11 protein-coding genes are annotated in these 18,369 nt (G+C 59.1%); 6 read left to right on the top strand and 5 right to left on the bottom strand.

The window, feature by feature from the left end; genetic code table 11:
* The first annotated feature begins 16 nt into the window (after positions 1-16).
* A complete protein-coding gene (locus OQ460_RS12760; protein ID WP_410017849.1) occupies positions 17-802 on the top strand; it encodes a sulfite exporter TauE/SafE family protein in 786 nt (261 codons plus the stop codon).
* Positions 803-921: 119 nt separating this feature from the next.
* Here OQ460_RS12760 and OQ460_RS12755 read toward each other — a convergent pair whose 3' ends face one another.
* Positions 922-2,037 carry a Gfo/Idh/MocA family protein gene (locus OQ460_RS12755; protein ID WP_410017848.1) on the bottom strand — a complete coding sequence of 372 codons (1,116 nt, stop codon included), beginning with the start codon at positions 2,035-2,037 and terminating at the stop codon, positions 922-924.
* A 338-nt stretch (positions 2,038-2,375) separates the two neighbouring features.
* On the opposite strand from OQ460_RS12755, the gene OQ460_RS12750 reads away from it, so the two are divergent.
* Both OQ460_RS12750 and OQ460_RS12745 read left to right on the top strand, forming a co-directional pair.
* On the top strand, positions 2,376-3,410 hold the full coding sequence (locus tag OQ460_RS12750) for a WD40/YVTN/BNR-like repeat-containing protein (RefSeq protein WP_410021995.1): 1,035 nt from the start codon (positions 2,376-2,378) through the stop codon (positions 3,408-3,410).
* Positions 3,411-3,444: 34 nt separating this feature from the next.
* Entirely contained in the window at positions 3,445-5,820 is a 2,376-nt protein-coding gene (locus OQ460_RS12745; protein ID WP_410017847.1) for an efflux RND transporter permease subunit, read from the top strand.
* 61 nt (positions 5,821-5,881) lie between these two features.
* On the opposite strand, the gene OQ460_RS12740 is transcribed toward OQ460_RS12745, so the two are convergent.
* Positions 5,882-10,786 carry a dermonecrotic toxin domain-containing protein gene (locus OQ460_RS12740; protein ID WP_410017846.1) on the bottom strand — a complete coding sequence of 1,635 codons (4,905 nt, stop codon included), beginning with the start codon at positions 10,784-10,786 and terminating at the stop codon, positions 5,882-5,884.
* Positions 10,787-10,932: 146 nt separating this feature from the next.
* Here OQ460_RS12740 and OQ460_RS12735 point away from each other — a divergent pair, with 146 nt between their 5' ends.
* The 3 genes from OQ460_RS12735 (at position 10,933) to OQ460_RS12725 (ending at position 12,721) form a co-directional block, all read left to right on the top strand.
* Positions 10,933-11,223 carry a DUF5629 family protein gene (locus OQ460_RS12735; protein WP_410017845.1) on the top strand — a complete coding sequence of 97 codons (291 nt, stop codon included), beginning with the start codon at positions 10,933-10,935 and terminating at the stop codon, positions 11,221-11,223.
* Positions 11,210-12,385, top strand: a complete 1,176-nt coding sequence (locus tag OQ460_RS12730; protein WP_410017844.1) for a lactonase family protein — start codon at positions 11,210-11,212, stop codon at positions 12,383-12,385. Before OQ460_RS12735 ends, OQ460_RS12730 begins: the two co-directional genes overlap by 14 nt.
* A 156-nt stretch (positions 12,386-12,541) precedes the next feature.
* The gene (locus tag OQ460_RS12725) at positions 12,542-12,721 is read left to right on the top strand and encodes a hypothetical protein (protein WP_410017843.1); all 180 of its coding nucleotides are present in this window, start codon (positions 12,542-12,544) and stop codon (positions 12,719-12,721) included.
* A 125-nt stretch (positions 12,722-12,846) separates the two neighbouring features.
* Here OQ460_RS12725 and OQ460_RS12720 read toward each other — a convergent pair whose 3' ends face one another.
* Genes OQ460_RS12720 through OQ460_RS12710 form a run of 3 tightly spaced genes read right to left on the bottom strand, consistent with a single transcriptional unit; the run spans position 12,847 to position 18,313 of the window.
* Positions 12,847-13,440, bottom strand: coding sequence for a glutathione S-transferase (locus OQ460_RS12720; protein ID WP_410017842.1), 594 nt, complete (start codon positions 13,438-13,440; stop codon positions 12,847-12,849).
* Positions 13,437-17,075: an AAA family ATPase gene (locus OQ460_RS12715; RefSeq protein ID WP_410017841.1), complete on the bottom strand. Its 3,639-nt coding sequence runs from the start codon at positions 17,073-17,075 to the stop codon at positions 13,437-13,439. Before OQ460_RS12715 ends, OQ460_RS12720 begins: the two co-directional genes overlap by 4 nt.
* The gene (locus OQ460_RS12710) at positions 17,072-18,313 is read right to left on the bottom strand and encodes an exonuclease SbcCD subunit D C-terminal domain-containing protein (protein WP_410017840.1); all 1,242 of its coding nucleotides are present in this window, start codon (positions 18,311-18,313) and stop codon (positions 17,072-17,074) included. The genes OQ460_RS12715 and OQ460_RS12710 overlap by 4 nt, the downstream gene beginning before the upstream one ends.
* Positions 18,314-18,369 lie beyond the last annotated feature (56 nt).

Here is an 18,369-nt window from a genome sequence, read left to right as displayed (position 1 = left end):
GCCGCAGGTAGTTGCAATGGATGTAGGTAATTTTGGTTTTGTGGTGGCGGGCCTGATTGTTGGTTTTATCGTCGGTATGACCGGCGTTGGTGGGGGCTCGTTGATGACGCCTATCCTGTTGTGGTTTGGCATCAACCCGGCGACGGCCGTGGGCACTGACTTGTTGTACGCCGCCATTACCAAGGCCGGCGGGGTGCTGGTCCACGGCAAGAACAAGAACATTGACTGGACCATCACCGGCTGGCTGACCCTGGGCAGCGTCCCGGCGGTGTTGCTGACGCTATGGTTTCTCAAAAGCCTGCACACTGATCCCAGCGCCCTGAATGAGGTGATCAGGCAGGCATTGGGCGTGGTGTTGCTGCTGACGGCCTTGGCGATTTTGTTCAAGAAAAAGCTGCTGGCGTTCGCTCAGCGTCACGCTGGTGATCACTACCACATGAACCCGCGTAACCTGAACGGGTTGACTGTATTCACCGGGGCGATCCTAGGCACCATGGTGGCGCTGACGTCCATCGGTGCCGGCGCGCTGGGCACGGTGGCGTTGTTTATCCTTTATCCGTTTTTGGCCACCAGACGCCTGGTGGGCACCGAAATTGCGCACGCAGTCCCGTTGACGCTGGTCGCCGGCCTTGGCCATGCGAGCATGGGCAACATGGACTGGCAGTTACTGGGGTTCTTGCTGATGGGCTCGCTGCCGGGGATTTATGTGGGCAGCCACATGTCCGGCAGGGTTTCGGATGAATTGTTGCGCCCGTGTCTGGCGGTAATGTTGGGGTTGATCGGGTTCAAGTTGGCGTTTTGAGGATGGCCAAGATCAAAGGTGGGAGTTGTCGAGCGCAAGCGAGGCTACGATGACGGCGGTACTGCCGGCATCTACGTTGCCTGACACTCCGCTATCGCAGCCTCGCCAAGGAAGCCCCTTTACATCTCACTTACCTGAACCCAGCGTTCTTCACGCGCAGCAACCCGAATTGCCGTGGCCAACCGCTCCACTTCCCACGCTGCGGTAAAGTCTGTGCCGGTCGATCCCTGACCCGCCAGGGCCATGATCAGCTCCTGCACTTCCAGCGTCTTCAACTCGTTGTACCCCAACTGATGCCCGGCTGCGGGGCTGAACGCCGCGTAGCCAGGCTGAGCAGGGCCTGCGAGCAATCGTTGGAAACTGTCTTCGCCGGCGCGACACAGGCGCAGTTCATTCAAGCGTTCCTGATCGAAGGCCAGCGTCCCGTGTGTGCCGCTGATCTCGAAGTTCAGGTGATTCTTGTAGCCGCGCTTGAGCCAACTGCTGCTGACGGTACCACGTGCTCCGTTGGCAAAGCGCAGCAAGGCGTGGACCTGATCGTCCACCACGATCGAGCGCATTTCGGTGCTGCCCGGGCTGGCAGGGCGTTGGGTGTGAACGGTCTGGGTATCGGCGCAGACGCTTTGCACATCACCCACCAGGAACCTGGCCATGGACAGTAGATGGCTGCCCAGGTCCGCCAGTGCGCCACCGGCATGTTCCGCCTCGCAACGCCACGACCAGGGCGAAACGGGGTTGGCCATGAAGTCTTCGCTGAATTCGCCCTGGAAACTGATGATCTGCCCCAACTCGCCGCTTTCGATCAGTTGCCGGGCCAGGTCGATAATCGGGTTGTGCTGGTAGTTGTAGCCGACCCGGGTCACCACCCCGGCTGCGCTGGCGGCGCGGCGCATGGCATCGGCCTGTTCCAGGCTGACGGCCAATGGCTTTTCGCAATACACCGCCTTGCCTGCCGCAATCGCCGCCATGGCCATGGGGTAGTGCAGATGGTTGGGTGTGGTGATCGCTACAACGTCGACCTTGGGGTCGTTGATCAACGTTTGCCAGTCGCCATGGGCGGTGGCAAACCCCCAGGCCCAAGCGCAGCGTTGAGCGCGTTCGGTATCGGCGTCGGCCAGGGCCGCCAGCTTCAGGTCGAACGGCAATTCAAACACTGCTCGGGCATTGTTGAACGCCAGCGCGTGGGCGCGGCCCATGAAGCCTGTGCCGATCAGACCGACTCCGAGTTCTCGCATAACGATGGTCCTTTTGAATTGTTGTTTTCAGGATGCGAATTAATGGAATAAAAATTGCCAAAATTCAATAGATAGAATAAAAAATCGTTTGCGCGCAGTGCCCACTCATTACTTTGGCGAATGCAGCTATATTCAGCCAATGGGCAATTGGCCTTCAGTTAACAAAACATAACGTAGCGCTGATTGTCAGACGATTCGAAAGCCCGATAGGATGGCCCTGCCTCAAGAAGTGGCTCTAGGTTGCAGGTTTCAGGACAGTGTTCTGGCCCTTGAGAGCCCGGGAAGGCGATACGACCTAACAATAATAAATGGGAGAAAGGTCTATGAGTGAGCCTGTCATGGGTGTGGGTTTTTACCGCCCGCGAGCGTCGCGCAAAGTCGCGGTGCTGGTCACAGCGCTCTCGCTGATGGGGGCTGGTGTCTTTTCGACAATCGCCCAGGCCACAACCGGCACCGTTGCGTCAGTGTCTGCTATTGAGTCGGCCATGGCCGAAAAAAGCCTGATGATCGACGTCGTCCACGCCGGCAAACGCCTGGTTGCGGTGGGTGATCGCGGGCATATTCTCTATTCCGATGATCAGGGTGCCCATTGGACCCAGGCCAAGGTGCCCACCCGGCAATTGCTCACAGCGGTGTATTTCGTCGATGACCAGCGTGGCTGGGCCGTCGGACATGATGCGCAAATTCTCGCCAGTGCTGATGGTGGTGCAACCTGGACCCAACAATTCCAGGACCTCAAGCGCGAAGCGCCGTTGCTGGACATCCTGTTCAACGACGCCAATCACGGGTTCGCCGTTGGCGCCTACGGTGCGCTGATCGAGACCACGGACGCCGGCAAAACCTGGCAGGACATCAGCGATCGCCTGGACAACGAAGACCAATACCACCTCAACGCCATCGCCCGGGTAAAAGACGCCGGCCTGTTTATCGTCGGTGAGCAGGGCAGCATGTTTCGTTCCAGCGACGACGGGCAAACCTGGGAAAAACTCGAAGGCCCTTACGAGGGCTCGCTGTTTGGCGTTATCGGTACTGCTCAGCCCAGGACCCTGTTGGCCTACGGCCTGCGCGGCAATCTTTATCGTTCCACCGATTTCGGTGATACCTGGACCCCGGTGGAGCTGAAGGCTGCCCGTGGCGCCCTGGAGTTCGGCCTGTCGGGCGCGACACTGATGGGCGATGGCTCACTGGTGGTGGTGGGTCACGGCGGCAGCGTGGTGGTGAGCCAAGACGACGGCGTGACTTTCAGCGTGTACAACCGCGCGGACCGTATTTCGTTGTCGGCGGTGACGGCGGCAGGCAATGGCAACTTGATTCTGGTGGGGCAGGGCGGTGTTCGCGTTGCCGGTCCAACCGGCACTGAGCTGATCAAGTAAGCCAAGGCACAATAATAAGAAGGCGGGGATCTACATGAGTAGTCATCACAACGACAAGGCGACGTTTCTGGAACGCCTGATTTTCAATAACCGCCCGGCAGTGATTGTCATCTGCCTGGTGGTCAGCATCTTCCTGTTCTGGCAAGCGACGTTGATCCGGCCTTCTACCAGCTTCGAAAAAATGATCCCCCTCGATCATCCCTTCATTGTAAAGATGATGGAGCACCGCAATGACCTGGCGAACCTGGGCAACACGGTACGCATCTCGGTAGAGGCCAAGGACGGCGATATCTTCAGCAAGGAGTACATGGAGACCCTGCGTCAGATCAATGACGAAGTGTTCTACATCTCTGGCGTCGACCGCTCTGGCCTCAAGTCCTTGTGGAGCCCCAGCGTACGTTGGACAGAGGTGACCGAAGAGGGGTTTGCCGGTGGTGAAGTAATCCCCCAGAGCTACGATGGCTCGCCGGAGAGCCTCGATCAACTGCGCAACAACGTACTCAAGTCCGGGCAAGTAGGGCGGCTGGTTGCGAATAATTTCAAGTCGAGCATCGTCGACATTCCGCTGCTGGAGTCGTATCCGGACCCGCAGGACCAGGGCAAATTGTTAGCCCTGGACTACCAGAAATTTTCCCACGAACTTGAAGAAAAGATCCGCGACAAGTTCGAAGCGCAGAACCCTGATGTGAAGATCCATATCGTTGGTTTCGCCAAGAAAGTCGGCGACCTGATCGATGGCCTGATCATGGTGGTCCTGTTCTTCGGCATCGCGTTCGTCATTACGCTGGTGCTGCTGTACTGGTTCACCTGGTGTATCCGCAGCACCATCGCGGTGTTGATCACCACCCTGGTGGCGGTAGTCTGGCAACTGGGCCTGATGCACGCAGTGGGCTTTGGGTTGGACCCCTATTCGATGCTGGTGCCGTTCCTGATCTTCGCCATCGGTATTTCCCACGGCGTGCAGAAAATCAACGGTATCGCCCTGCAATCCAGTGATGCCGACAACGCGCTGACGGCTGCGCGCCGTACTTTCCGCCAATTGTTCCTGCCGGGGATGATCGCGATCCTGGCCGATGCCGTGGGCTTTATCACCCTGCTGATCATCGATATCGGGGTGATCCGCGAGTTGGCCATCGGCGCTTCCATTGGCGTGGCGGTGATTGTATTTACCAACCTGATTCTGCTGCCGGTCGCGATTTCCTACGTAGGCATCAGCAAACGCTCCATTGAACGTAGCAAAAGGGACGCGAACCGCGAGCATGCCTTCTGGCGCTTGTTGTCCAAGTTCGCCAGCCCCAAAGTGGCACCCGTCTCGGTGTTTCTTGCGCTGGTCGCCTTTGGTGGCGGCCTCTGGTACAGCCAGAACCTGAAGATCGGCGACCTCGACCAGGGCGCGCCGGAGTTGCGTCCCGACTCGCGCTACAACAAGGACAACAACTTTATCATCAGCAATTACTCCACCAGTTCCGACGTGCTGGTGGTGATGGTCAAGACCAAGGCCGAAGGTTGCTCGCGCTATGAAACGATGGCGCCTATCGACCAGTTGATGTGGAAGATGCAGAACACCGAGGGTGTGCAATCGGCGATTTCCCTGGTGACCGTGTCCAAGCAGATGATCAAGGGCATGAACGAGGGCAACCTGAAGTGGGAAACCCTGTCGCGCAACCCGGATGTACTCAACAGCTCGATCGCCCGCGCCGATGGCTTGTACAACAACAGCTGTTCCGTCGCGCCGGTACTGGTGTTCCTCAACGATCACAAGGCCGAAACCCTTGACCGCGCCGTACATGCGGTGCAGGAGTTCGCCAAGGAGAACAACAAGGACGGCTTGGAATTTATCCTCGCCGCTGGTAACGCCGGTATCGAAGCGGCCACCAATGAGGTGATCAAGGAGTCGGAGTTGATCATCCTGCTGCTGGTGTACCTGTGTGTGGCTACTATGTGCATGATCACCTTCCGTTCCTGGGCGGCGACCTTGTGCATCGTCTTGCCGCTGGTGCTGACCTCGGTGCTGGGCAACGCGCTGATGGCGTTCATGGGCATTGGTGTGAAGGTCGCGACCTTGCCGGTGGTGGCGCTGGGCGTGGGGATTGGCGTGGACTACGGCATTTACATCTACAGCCGCCTGGAAAGCTTCCTGCGTGCCGGCCTGCCGTTGCAGGAGGCTTACTACCAGACGCTGAAATCCACCGGTAAAGCGGTGCTGTTCACTGGCCTGTGCCTGGCCATCGGCGTGTGCACCTGGATCTTCTCGGCGATCAAGTTCCAGGCCGACATGGGCCTGATGCTCACCTTCATGTTGCTCTGGAACATGTTCGGCGCACTGTGGCTGCTGCCTGCGCTGGCACGGTTCCTGATCAAGCCCGAGAAGCTGGCGGGGCAGAAGGGCAACTCGTTGTTTGCCCACTGAGCCGAGCGTATCGGCAAGCGCCCGATGCCAAACATCGGGTGCTTGCGTTTTGGGCGACTTGTCAGCGCGGGCCGGAGGCTGGTGCGATGGTCAGGAACAGTTGATCCACAGGCGCTGTTATCAATGTGTAGAGGATCTTCCTGACCGGCTCGGCGCCAGGCACCTGTTGCTCACGCAAAGACGCCTGGACGTGCGCCTTGAGCAAATCCTTTTGCGTGTATTTGCGTTGTGCAGCCAGTTTCAGATGCGCCCGGGTGTAGTCGCTCGGTGAAGCATCGGCCGTTGCATAGTGAAAGTGTGCATACCACAGCACCACAGGCGGTTTCTGTGCCTTGTCGTACACGGCGTACTCGGTAAAGAAGTCGCCACTGAGGGTTGGCCGTTGCGGGTCTGCGCGGCTTGTCAGGTTGATATCGATTTCACCATGGCGCCATAGATAGTCGAGGCTTTCCTGAGTCGGCCATTGCTGTTTGTACGCGGCGCTACAGACTCGCTGGGCCTCGCGCTGCATGTCCCGGGCCTGGGCGCGGAACTCGTCGACCAAGCCTTTCGCCGAGGGCTTGTCGAGATGCCCGCGTGCGATTTCGTCGGCAATCTCGGTAAGTTTGGTGGCTAGCCCGGTAAGCGATTTATCCCAGTTGCCGGGGTCGATCGACTCTTGGGTCGCGGGTGAAGCCAGCAATGGCTGTTGGGCTTCGATCACCCGTTGAACATCGACACGCTCCTTGACCAGTCCTTGGCCAAGGGTTTTCAGCATCGTCAGTGGGCGCGTCGCGGTTGGCCCAGGCGCAGGCAGTTCGAGCGGTTCCAGGGTGCTTGCCCAGCCGTCTGCGCGCTGTTCGAAGGAGGCGATGGTATTTCCGCTGAGTTGGTCGACAATTTCATAGTGCTCGCCCCCTGATGCCGCGCTGGCAGGCTTGAGGTCGCCAATAAGATAGTGCTTGTGCTGGGTCTTGAACACTCGCTTTGTCGGCGCCTTGGGACGCAGGTCTTTAGACAATGGCAACTGCACCTGCAATTGTTCCTGGGCGCGCACTACCGTCTCCAGTTCGTCTGTTGCCAACTTGCGCGCGTACTGGAGACCTTCCAGCAGCCGCTCGCTAACGGGGTTGAGCCGGTTCGGGTTAAGGGTCCTGAGGGCGAGGAGGGCGCTCTCGTATTGACGATATTTATCGAGAACGCTCTCGTATACGTCACGTTGCTCGGCAAGCGAGTAGTCTGCGCTGCTGCGCACTTCGATGTGTGAAAACGCGGTATTGCCCAGGTCGGCCTGGTCCATGCGCTTGACGTAAAATGATTCTTGCGACGGTAGAGAACTGTCTATCACCACTGTGGCCCAAGAGAGTGGGATCAAGGTGCGCAGTTTCAGGTTTTCAGGAAAGAAGGCTTGTGGATAGACGATATCTTTCAAGAGTTCCTGGCGTACGCCACGCCCGCCTGCTGAAACCTGTTCCAACTGATCGAGGGTGTTCAGCATTGCCTGGGTGATGCCTGCAAGGCGTTCTATGCCATCGGCGAGTTCAACGGCCCTGGTGACATACTCGTTATAGAGCACAGAGTCGCCAAATAGCTTACCGATGTACATGCGTTCGCTCAGGGCGGTCATGGGCTCCCCGGTAAGCGTCATAAAGAGCGTCCTGACCCACGTAGCCTCATAGATGTGAAGGGCTGTCTGCTGGTCGAAAATCGTTTTCAGTATCTTTGGCAGCTCTTGGACGTGCGCCCCGGCGCCTGCGAATTTTTTCAACGCCTTACCGACTTCGACCAGTTCCAGGCGTACCGCCATTGTAGGTTCAAACTGCTTTTTCAGATTCTCCAGCAAAATCTCGTACTGGACCCGCAGTGTTGAGTAAGCCTGCATTGCCTGGAGGTGTCGCGCTTCCAGGGCGGGCCTTTTGTCATTGCTGACTTTTTGCAGGAGTTTCCAGATCAATGAGAGTTCAGTGGCTTTTTTCTTCAGGTCATCCCGTACGCTGGTCATCTGTTCCGCAGAGGCCGTATACGCCTCCATGCGGGGGACAATATCGGCGGAGAGCGCCTGCATCTGAGCAACGAGTTCCTCGGTCTTGCGCCGGTTCTCTTCCCGTAGCGCTTGCAGGCGCTTGGGGCCTCCGCCTGATAGTTTCAGCCCGCGGTCCAACGTCCAGTGACCGCTGCCGTCGGTTTTGAGCTTGATCCCGGGATGGTCCGGTTTCTCAGGATGAACGATATACACCTCGCTGAAGCCCGGAACGATTTTGACCTGAAAAAGCAGGCCTCCCACAGCGGCGTGCCAACGGTTGTCGATCTTGTACAGCCCCATCCACGGGCCTATTGCGACAGGTTGCGGCGTGGGCACGGGCCAGCGAACGTTGACCGACGTGAGTTTCTCCAGCAGGCGCGCGGCGGCGCTGTCGCTGGCCAGGGAGCGATCGAAGTCGAGCAAGGTTCTGCCTCCGCCCGGTGGTTCGGAGGGCACGCCGAATACGCCTCGCTTGATCGACGGGAGTGGGCCCTCGGCTTGATCGACGGGGCGCCTGAGGGGCAGACGAGCAAGTGCGCGGTCGAGACTGTCGTCCCCGCTTATGGGACGTTCCGCTTGGGTGGTACTCACGGCGTTGTGTACCAGCACCATGGCCGTATTGAGCAGCAAGTCGACCCATGCCAATTCCCGGGCAATCGGGTCGTTACTTTCCAGCGCCGGCAAATCCTGCGTCAGGCCTTGCACCAGTTGCACAAACCATCCTACCGTCGCCAACGGTCCACGCACCAGCATCAACAACGTGTTGAATCCCAGTTGCGCGCCTTCCAGAATCAAGGCCCAACGGCTTTCGGCATTGGAGGTCGATTCGCGGTCGGCCTGTTCCAGCAACTGCTGTGCCTCGCTGACAAACAGAAACTCCAATAGTGTGTTGTTGGCGAGCGCCAACAGGATTTCGTCGCCACACTCATCATTGGCACCGGCCAAAGTTGCAGGTTTCGGCACCTCGGGTAGTGGGTCGAACTCCGAGCCCACGCCGCCTATGCGCACGTAATGCGGCTGGGTAAACCCACCATTGCTGTAGACGGCCCTGGCACTGTCGGAGAGCCAAGCCAACACACTGTCCTGAAGCTCTCCCGGTTTAACGATGGCTGCCAGCAACCTGTCGCGGCTGGGAAACTCCAGCAGTGACTGGCGATACGCCGGGCGATACAGCAGGTGTGGCCCGGACTGCACGTTGCGAGGCTCGATGATGAACATGTTCAGCACCTTGTCCGCCTTGGCACCGGGCCTGCGTTGAAAGGCCAGGGGCCGCATGACGATCTCATCGTTGTTTACGTGGCGCTCGGCGTGGTTGGTTGCGACCACCGCACGGATGTATTGGAAGCCACGTTGAGTCAGGCCCGCTTCGTTTTTTATCTGGTGCTCCAACGCCTGGATCTTCAGTTGCACAGGGCGCTGGGCCACGAACTGGCGTTTGCGCTGTTCGGCATTCTCGGTCTCGCCCAGCAGCGCCTCGCGGATATAGGTTGGATAGTTGCGGCCGATATTGACGCGCTGAACCAGTTGCAGTACGTATTCGGGCGTCAACCAGGCTTCAATGGCTTGATCATCGGTGTCGCGCAGGGTCATGCGACCCTCGGGCTGGCCTGACAGATTTTTAAGGGCCAGGTCGACGAGACTCATTCGTACTTGCTCAACGTAGCCGCTTTGCAGCGTGCCCACGGGGACATGAAACGTCAGTTCCAGTTTGTCCGCTCGGTACTTCAAGCCATCTTCTTTGCACTCGCGCTTGCCATGAAGCGCGTCGTGACGATCCAGGCACAGTTGATGGTCCAAGTGGCTGGCGGCATAGGTACGGATATCCTCCAGATCCTCCAGCCAGGTTTTGCCGCCGGCGAGGCGTCGGGCGCTGGCTTGTTCGAGCAGGCATTGGCGCAAGGCGAAACGGTCGCTGGGGGATGCATTGCGCAACCAACTGGGCAGGGCGTCCTGGATCGAGGACAAAGTTTCACGGGGCACGGGGTGCGCCTGGTCCAGGTGGCGCGCCACGTCGGTGATCGATTCAAACAGCTTTTCCAGCTCGATCAGGGGCCTGGTGCCAGGAAGTTCTATCGCTGCGAGGTCGTCCAGTTGCTGGTTGAGGACTAATGCCGCCTGCACCTCGAAAATATTGCCGTCGGGTTCGTACAACTGCCAGGTAATGGTATCGGCCACGAAGCGTTGGGCCACGTCTCGGCTCCATGCTTGACCGAAGGTGTCCAGGTCGGCATAAGGTCGAACCTGCCCCGCAACGGAGCAGAGCAACACCTGCTTGCCCTCAACGACCAGTACATCGCTCGATTGCAGCGTGAGTCGGGTTTTTCCGCGAACCAACCGAGCCTGCGGAATGTAGGCGCGGATCGAGCTATCCGGCCAGGGTCGGTTGCTGCGGGTTTCTCGGGCGGGGTAGTCAGCCAATGCTGTGAGTTTTTGCAACGCGCGGGTATCAGCGGCGGATTGACGGATCGCCGAGGTACGCAACTGGCCCTGCAATATGCCGGCCAGCCACTGCCAGCGGCTGCCGCCAGCATCGCCTGCCTGGCCCCAGTAGGCAGTCAGCGCGTCTTGATAACCGATGAACAGGATCAGTGGCAGCTCGTGAATGATGCTGCTGATGACTGTCAGATCGTAGTCATGCGTACCATTGGACTGGAAAGTCAATCGGTTGCCGGAGGCATCACTCAAGTACGCATCAATACCCTGGCGCGACGATAAATCGGGAAAGCTGCCGGCTGCCAGGTGCTCCAGCGCTACGGTTAACAGTGGGTGCAGGTCGCGGCCACCGCGCTCACGCGGTAGCGCCAGGCGCAGGTCGGAGACCGGATGCGTCAGTGTTGGATATTTTTCTTTCAGGTTATCGGCCAGCATTTGCATAACGACCGAACGCAGGTTCGGGCGTGTGGAAAACTGAGCCTCAACGGCTTGTTTCAGAGGATTGGTAACCGTTGTTGGAGTGTTTGACATGGGGAGTCCTTTACGAGGAGGAAGATATGCCCTCGTAAAGTACTTTCCGTTGGGCGGCTGATGCGTTAGCCCGCTACCACCGCGTTGGGTGCTGGCACAAAAGTCGCCTATGATGGGCGCTTTCTCTTCAAGATGATTGCCACGTAATGACTGCCAACAACCTGACCACCACCCTGAGAAACAGCGATATGCTGATTATCGATGGGCTGCACGCCTTCGACTTCACTCTCGATAAAAACTTGATGATAGAAAGTATGGATGGCCGGGACCTCAAGCGTTGGACATTCAGTCCAGAGCAACTGGACGCCGCCACCTTTGATGAAAGCCTGCAGAGCTGGTTGATCGGCAACGAAGACGGTGAGCACCGCCTGGTCTGCTTGAGCGCAATCAAGGGCGACAATAACAACGATGAGGATCAAGCGGATGATGATGCGTAAATTCTGGCCCCTGCTGATGGCGGGCAGCGTCGGCGCGATGTCTGTGCAGGCGACGCCGGCCCAGACGTACGAGTTATTGGTGGGTAGTTACACCGCAGGCTCCAGTGAAGGTATCTACCGCCTGAAATTCGACAGCCGCTCCGGTCGGTTCAGTGGTCAGCCGGTGTTGGCCGCACAAACGCAGAATCCGTCCTGGCTGACTGTCTCCAAGGATCAGAAGCGCGTGTATGTAGTCAATGAAAATGGTCCGGGCCAGCAGGATCCCGTGGGGCGTGTCAGCAGCTATGAACTCAACCCGCAAACCTTTGAACTGACCTTGATCAACCAGGTACAAAGCCTGGGCAACGAACCAACACATTCGAGCAGCGCCAAGGATGAGCGTCACCTGTTCATTGCCAACTATTCGGTGCTCGAAGATCCGGGCGGCAGCCTGGCGGTGCTGCCAGTGGATGCCGAGGGCAAGCTTTCTGCCCCGGTGCAACTGAGCGGGCATCCGGCCAGCCGCGTCAATCCGCAGCGCCAGGCGTCCAATCATGTGCACTCGGTGGTGTCGTCGCCGGATGGCAAGTACGTGTTTGCCAATGACCTGGGAGCGGACAGGATCTTTGTCTACCATTACGATCCCAAGGCCAACCATGAGCTGCCGTTGACCCCGGCCGAGCCGTCCTTTGTGCAGCTGCCACCAGGGAGCGGGCCGCGTCACTTGCTGTTCAGCGCCGATGGCAAGCATGCCTGGCTGACCATGGAAATGAGCGCGCAGATCGCCGTGTTCGACTATCAGGACGGCAAACTGACCCAGCGACAGTTGGTGGACATGGCTGCCGGGCAACCGGTATCGGACAAGGCGGGCGCTGCGCTGCATGCGTCCAGCGATGGCAAGTTCCTCTATGTGAGCAATCGTGGTACTGCCAATCAGTTGCTGGTCTACAGCATTGATCCGAGGACTGCCCAACTGAACGAAATCCAGCGTCGCTCCGTCGAGGGCGATCATCCCCGTGAGTTCAGTCTGGACCCGAGTGGCAACTTCCTGCTGGTTGCCAACCAGAAAAGCAACGAAATCGTAGTGCTCGAACGCGATCCCAAGACCGGTCTGCTGGGTAAAACCACGCAGAAACTAGCGATCGACGCCCCGAGCGATCTCAAGTTCTTGCTGCGACAATAAGCCATAGGCCCCGCAGGTCGGGGCCTTACCTCTTCTATTAATGCCAGTGATAACAGCTACTGTTTCAAAGAATTTCAAGCACCAAGCCACCCAGGCGTAAGTTTGCTTCAAGGCTTTCACAAGCCATCAAGCCAACCATACGCAAGGGTTACCGACATGAACTTCAATCTCTTCTCGATCATTGCCGCCTCCGCCGTTTCTGCCACCGTAGCCCTACCTGTCAGTGCCAGTGTGGAAATCAGCAGCAAAAAATCCGGCAGCAGTGCCTACACCCAGAAATACCTGCAACAAAGCGCCAATTTCTATGCGGCGCTGGATCATAAAACCCAACACTGAGTTGAATTGAGCGACGGTCAAATGTGGGAGCTGGCTTGCCTGCGATAGCATCGCCTCGGTATGACTGATCCACCGAGTTGAATCCATCGCAGGCAAGCCAGCTCCCACATTTGATTGCGTTGGGCTCAGGTTTTTGCCATCACCGCGACAAACAGTGGCGATTCCAGGAAGCGCTGCAGCCAGGCCTGCAAGCGGTGATAGGGGGTTGTGGCAAACCACACTCGATCCACATGCGCGAACTGTCGCACAAACGGCGCCAGCGCCACGTCCGCCAGGCTCAAGTGATCGGCAAGCAAGTAGTCACGATCAGCCAGTAACCTCTCCAACGCCTGCAAGAACACTTCACCCTCAGCCCGATAAAACGCCATAGGCTGTTCGGGGTAACGCTCGGCGTACTTGTATCGATTCAAGTGATACTTGAAGCCCTGGTCATTTTCGGCAATCAACGCCAGCACCGCTGGATCGCCTTGCAACAACCAATCATCCGGATCGTGCTGCGCCAGCGCCCATTGCATGATCTCCAGGCTCTCTTCAATCACTTGCCCTTCAACGCTCAATACCGGCACCGTGCCCTTGGGCGACAGGGTCAACATTTCGGCCGGCTTGGCCTTGAGGCTCACCTCGACAATACGCACCGGCACCTGTGAGTAGCGCAGCGCCAGGCGTGCCCGCATGGCATAGGGGCAGCGGCGAAACGAATACAGCACCACCTCGCTCATTTGACCTCCAGGGTGCTTAAGCCATTACCCTGGCGCTTGACCTGAATCTGCACAGGAATCCGTTCATGCATTTCCTGTACATGGGAAATCACCGCGACTTTGCGTCCCTGTGCCTGCAAACCGTCCAATGCATCCATCGCCAATTGCAGCGACTCTGGATCGAGGCTGCCAAAACCTTCGTCGATAAACAGCGACTCGATCTTCAATGTACTGGAGGCCATCGATGCCAGCCCCAGGGCCAGCGCCAGGGACACCAGGAAGGTTTCGCCACCGGACAGCGAATGCACCGAGCGCAGTTCGTCACCCATTTCCGTATCCAGTACCAGCAAGCCGAGCATGCTGCCGCCGCGTTTGAGGCGGTAGCGCCGCACCAGTTGGCGCAGTTGCACGTTGGCATGGTGTACCAGCAGGTCGAGGTTGTAGGCCTGGGCGATCTTGCGGAAGGTGTCGCCGGTGGCCGAGCCGATCAGTGCATTGAGTCGGGCCCAGCGCTGCCATTCGTCGTAGGCCTTGTCGATCGCGAGCGTCAGAGACTGATTAGCGTCCTGGCGGCGCTGGTCTTCAGCCTGGCGGGCACGCAACTCGGCACAGGTTTTTTCGTCATCGTTCAGTTGGCCGTTGAGTTCGGTCAGCGCGTTGTCCAACTGCTCGGCATCCAGATTGCCATTGTGCTGGGCCTGGTGATCCTTGAGCCGCTGCTCGCGCTCATGCAACAGGACCTTGGCTTGCGCGACGGCTTTTTCGCCGTGCTGCAAACGCTGGCGCAACTCGCCGGCTTGCTGCTCGTCGACACTTAGCAGGCGTGCGAGGCCCTCGTCGTCAAGGTCCGGATGCAAAACGCGCCAGTCATGCAGGCGCAGCTCAAGTGCCTGTTGCTCGGTGTACAGTGCGAGTTGCCGCTCTTGGCGGGCCTTGAGGTCGGCGGCCAGTTGGATCAGTTGGTTATGAGTGTCCTGCAACTGCTGGCTGGCCTGGGCTTCGCTGCTGCGGGCCTGTTCGACGGACAGGTCGAGTTGCTGTTGCCAATGATCGGCACTGGCGTGTGTGCCCAACAGTTCGGCCAGCCTGGCCTGGGCGGCCTGTTGCTGAGTGTTCAACTCGACGAATTGCTGCACCAGCACCTCCAATTGCTGCTGGCGGTGCTGTTGGCGGTCCAGCTCTTTCTCGATGGTTTGCTGGCGCTGCTGATGCTCGGTCAGCTCTTCCTGCTGCTGACCGAGTTGTTCCAGGCGTTGGCTGATCTGCCGGTCGAGCTGCATGAACGTTGCAGCCGGCTCGTGGCGCAGGTCTTCGAGCATGTCAGCCGGCAGCAGGTCGGCAAAGGCGTTTAGCGCTTCTTCGCGGCGTTCGCGGTCGTTGGCCAGTTCTCGTTGCTGATCTACCAACTGTTGGCGGGCCAGTTGGCTGGCATCCTGGGCGACTTGCAGTTGTTGCTGCAGGCGGCCGGCGTTTTGTTGCAGGTTGAGCAGGGCGCCCTGGCGTTGTTCGTCCTGAGTGATGCTCTGGTTCAATTGGCTCAGGTGCTGACTCAGCCAGGCACTGCGTTTGGCGGCCTCCTGGTTGAACAACGTGGCTGACAGTGGGTGGGTTTCAAGACTGGGAGCCAGGGTCTGTTGTTCGGTTGCAACCTGCTGCTGCTGGCGCAATAGTTCTTTTTGCTGGGCGATCAACTCTCCCAGTTCGGTACGCAGCCCATCCATTTTATCCTTGAGCACATCGACGGCTTTGCGTGCACGGGTCACTTCATCTTCATCGTGACGCTCAAGGCTGACGATCAGCACATCAGTGGCGTGATACGGATGCTCGACGCTGCCACAAACGGGGCAAGGCTGATCAGGCTCCAATTGTTCGCGCAGGGTCTGCACATTAACGTCGCGTGCCAAGCGCTGGCGCTCCAGCAACTGCTGGATCACCGAGAGCGTGTGTTCGGCGATGGCAAGTTCTGCCTTGGCTTCGACGCCGATGCGGTTGAACTCTTCGCGCTGTTGCTTGGCCAACGACTGCTTCGCCACAAGGTCGTCATATCGGTCTTGCAGCTTTTGGCTGGTTTCCCATAGCCGCGCCAGTTCCTCGAAGGCGCGCTGTTGCTTGCGATTGTCCTTGAGCAGGCTGTCCAGTAACTGGATCTGCTCGGCGACCGCATGGGGTTCGGCTCCTGCCTCCTGGTAGAGCAAGTCCAGGGTGGTGCGTTGCTGCGTCCATTGCGCCAGGGCGAGCGCGGCCTGCTGTTCCAGCGCAGGTAATTCGGCCTGGCCCTTGTTCAGGCGATTGCCGATCAGCATCAGTTGTTGCAGACGGTCGCGGTACGCGCCCCAGGCTTCGCCCAACGGCGCCAGCGTAGCGCTTTGCTCCAGTTGCACGGCCAGTTGTTGCAGGCGTACGACGACTTGCTGTTGCCGTTCGTGCAGGGCGTTCAGAGCGGCCTGGCCTTCGGAACAGGATTTTTCCGCGAGCAGCTTTTGCTCGTCGCTCTGGCTCAGGTCACGGGTCAGGCGGGCGAGGTTGCTGTGCTCCTCGAAGGCCTGTCGCAGCAGCGGTGCAGCCTCGGCTTGGCGCTTCAACGCTGCGCCTAGGGCATCTTTTGCGCCGCCTTGCTGCTGTTGCAGTTGTGCCTGGCGTGCGCGCAGCGCAGCCTCTTGCTCAAGATGCTGGCGGATCTGCAGGGCCAGGGGCTGCAACTGTTGGGCCAGCTCGGCCTGGCGCGCGAAATGATGACGCTGCGGCGCCAGTTGCTCCAGGCGGTTCAAGTCCAGGCGTTGTGAGTCCTGGGCCTGCCAGTCCTGCTCGGCCTGTTGCAATTGCTCGGCGGCGCTGTGCTGGCGTTCTTGCCATTCGCCCAATTCCTTGAGCCAGGTGTGCTGCAGTTCAAGCTGCTTGAGCCGGGCTTGTCGGGCCTTGAGCTGTTGCTGGGCTTCGCCCAGTTGTTGATCCAGCTCGACGCGGGCCTCGGGAGCCAGCGGGGTGACGCCGGTGGCCTGGTCCTGCAGCAACTTGTGCGCTTCCTTGGCATCCTTGGCCTTGATGAATGCACGCTGGCCCAACTGGGTGTAGAGCGCTGTATCGGTGAGCTTTTCCAGCAGTTCGCTGCGCTCGTTGTCGTTGGCCTTGAGGAAGGCGCTGAACTCACTTTGCGCCAACAGCACCGCGCGGGTGAACTGCTCGAAATTCAAGCCCAGCGCCAGTTCCAGTTGGGCTTTGTATTCGGTTTTCTGGCTGGCCAGCAAGTGTTCGCTGTCCAGGTCGATCAGGCTCTGTCGACTGTTTTGCAGTTTGCCGCTGGCTTTGTCCCGTGCGCGATTGGCCTCCCAGCGCGCGCGGTAGCGACGGCCGCTGACGCCGACGAAATCCACTTCGGCATACCCGCCGCCCGTGCCGCGACGAATCAGGGTGCGTGGATCACCAATGGAAATATCGGTCTCGGCATCGGGCATTTTCGCCTGGCCGGTATCTCCCAACCGAGGCACGGCGCCAAACAGCGCCAGGCACAGGGCGTCGAGCAAGGTGCTTTTACCGGCGCCGGTCGGGCCGGTGATGGCGAACAGCCCGGCGCTGGCCAGGGGTTCGGCAGTAAAATCAATCTCAAAGGGCCCTGCCAGGGAAGCCAGGTTTTTCAGGCGAATGGCGAGGATTTTCATGATTGTTCTGCCTCCTGCTGCACTTCCTGGAGCAGCACGGCGAAATCCTTCAGGGTCTGTTCATCAACCTCATTGCCATAGCTTTCCAGCCAGGTACGGCTGAACAATTCCTGGGGCGTGAGTTGGTCCAGTTCGATCAACTGATCCTGCGTGTCGTCCTCGCGGCGACCCGCACCAGCGTATTCGGCGGCAATACGCACCAGTCGCACGGCCTTGCCCAGCAGGGCATTTTCCACTTGCTGGCGCAGGTCGGGTTGGGGTTCGTCGAGCCGCACCCGAACTTCCAGCCAGGGCTGGCGCTGGGTTTCTGCCAGCAGGTCGACGTCGGGTAAGTCCGCCAGTTGCTTGAGGATCTCGGCCAGGGGGGCGGCTTCCAGGCGCTGCAGGTTGACGGCGCGGGGGATCAGGTGGGTTTGGACGCTGACCAGGGTTTCACCGTCCAGCTGCACATCAAGAATCTGATGCTGGTAGTCGATTTCAGAGAACGACAGCGGGATTGGCGAGCCGCAGTAGCGAATCCGCTCTTCGCCATTGACCCGTTGTGGCTTGTGCAGATGCCCCAGGGCGACGTAACTGACGCTCGCATCGAACAAGCTGGCCGGCAGCGCCTCGGCGTTGCCGATAATCAGGCTGCGTTCGGAGTCTTCCGAGACCGAGCCACCCGCCATATGTGCATGACTGATTGCGATCAGCGCCTGGCCGGGTTGGCGTTTTGCATTGGCGGCGTCGATCAGCCACTCATGCACTTGGGCGATCCCGCGCAAATAATCATCGCCCAACTGCGCGCCGGTGACTTCTGCCGGTCGCAGGAACGGCAGCGCCAAGCACCAACCCACCACCGCACCGCTTTTGTCGGGGAGGGGAATCAGCAACCGCTCGACGTCCAGTTGCCCATCATCGAGCCACAACACGCGCCCCAGCGCATGTGTGCGCAGGCGGCGCATCAAGGGAGCGGGCAATTCGATGCGTGAGCCGGAGTCGTGGTTGCCGGCGATCATCACGATGGTCAGCTCGGGGGTTTGTTCGTGGGCATTGATGATGAAGTCGTACAGCCGCTCCTGCGCCTTGAGTGGCGGGTTGACGGTGTCGAAGATATCGCCGGCGATCAGCAGAACATCGGGGCGCTGCTGATGCAGTTGGCTCAGCAGCCAGTCGAGGAAACAGGCGTGTTCGAAGTCGCGTTCCTGGCCGTGGAGGTTTTGGCCAAGATGCCAGTCGGAGGTGTGAAACAGACGCAAGGCGGACTCCGTGGAGAAGATCAAAAGAGGGGGAGTTTACCTGTAAATGGCGGTTG

The sequence above is a fragment of the Pseudomonas imrae genome, assembly GCF_046352735.2.
GTDB classification, from domain to species: Bacteria; Pseudomonadota; Gammaproteobacteria; order Pseudomonadales; family Pseudomonadaceae; genus Aquipseudomonas; species Aquipseudomonas imrae.
Note: the sequence above shows the minus strand (reverse complement) of the source record. Positions and strands in the feature narration are given on the sequence as shown.

Coding starts and splice junctions, on each gene's coding strand:
- OQ460_RS12760 (WP_410017849.1), top strand. CDS start 17: ATGGATGTAGGTAATTTTGGTTTTGTGGTGGCGGGCCTGATTGTTGGT.
- OQ460_RS12755 (WP_410017848.1), bottom strand. CDS start 2,037: ATGCGAGAACTCGGAGTCGGTCTGATCGGCACAGGCTTCATGGGCCGC.
- OQ460_RS12750 (WP_410021995.1), top strand. CDS start 2,376: ATGGGTGTGGGTTTTTACCGCCCGCGAGCGTCGCGCAAAGTCGCGGTG.
- OQ460_RS12745 (WP_410017847.1), top strand. CDS start 3,445: ATGAGTAGTCATCACAACGACAAGGCGACGTTTCTGGAACGCCTGATT.
- OQ460_RS12740 (WP_410017846.1), bottom strand. CDS start 10,786: ATGTCAAACACTCCAACAACGGTTACCAATCCTCTGAAACAAGCCGTT.
- OQ460_RS12735 (WP_410017845.1), top strand. CDS start 10,933: ATGACTGCCAACAACCTGACCACCACCCTGAGAAACAGCGATATGCTG.
- OQ460_RS12730 (WP_410017844.1), top strand. CDS start 11,210: ATGATGATGCGTAAATTCTGGCCCCTGCTGATGGCGGGCAGCGTCGGC.
- OQ460_RS12725 (WP_410017843.1), top strand. CDS start 12,542: ATGAACTTCAATCTCTTCTCGATCATTGCCGCCTCCGCCGTTTCTGCC.
- OQ460_RS12720 (WP_410017842.1), bottom strand. CDS start 13,440: ATGAGCGAGGTGGTGCTGTATTCGTTTCGCCGCTGCCCCTATGCCATG.
- OQ460_RS12715 (WP_410017841.1), bottom strand. CDS start 17,075: ATGAAAATCCTCGCCATTCGCCTGAAAAACCTGGCTTCCCTGGCAGGG.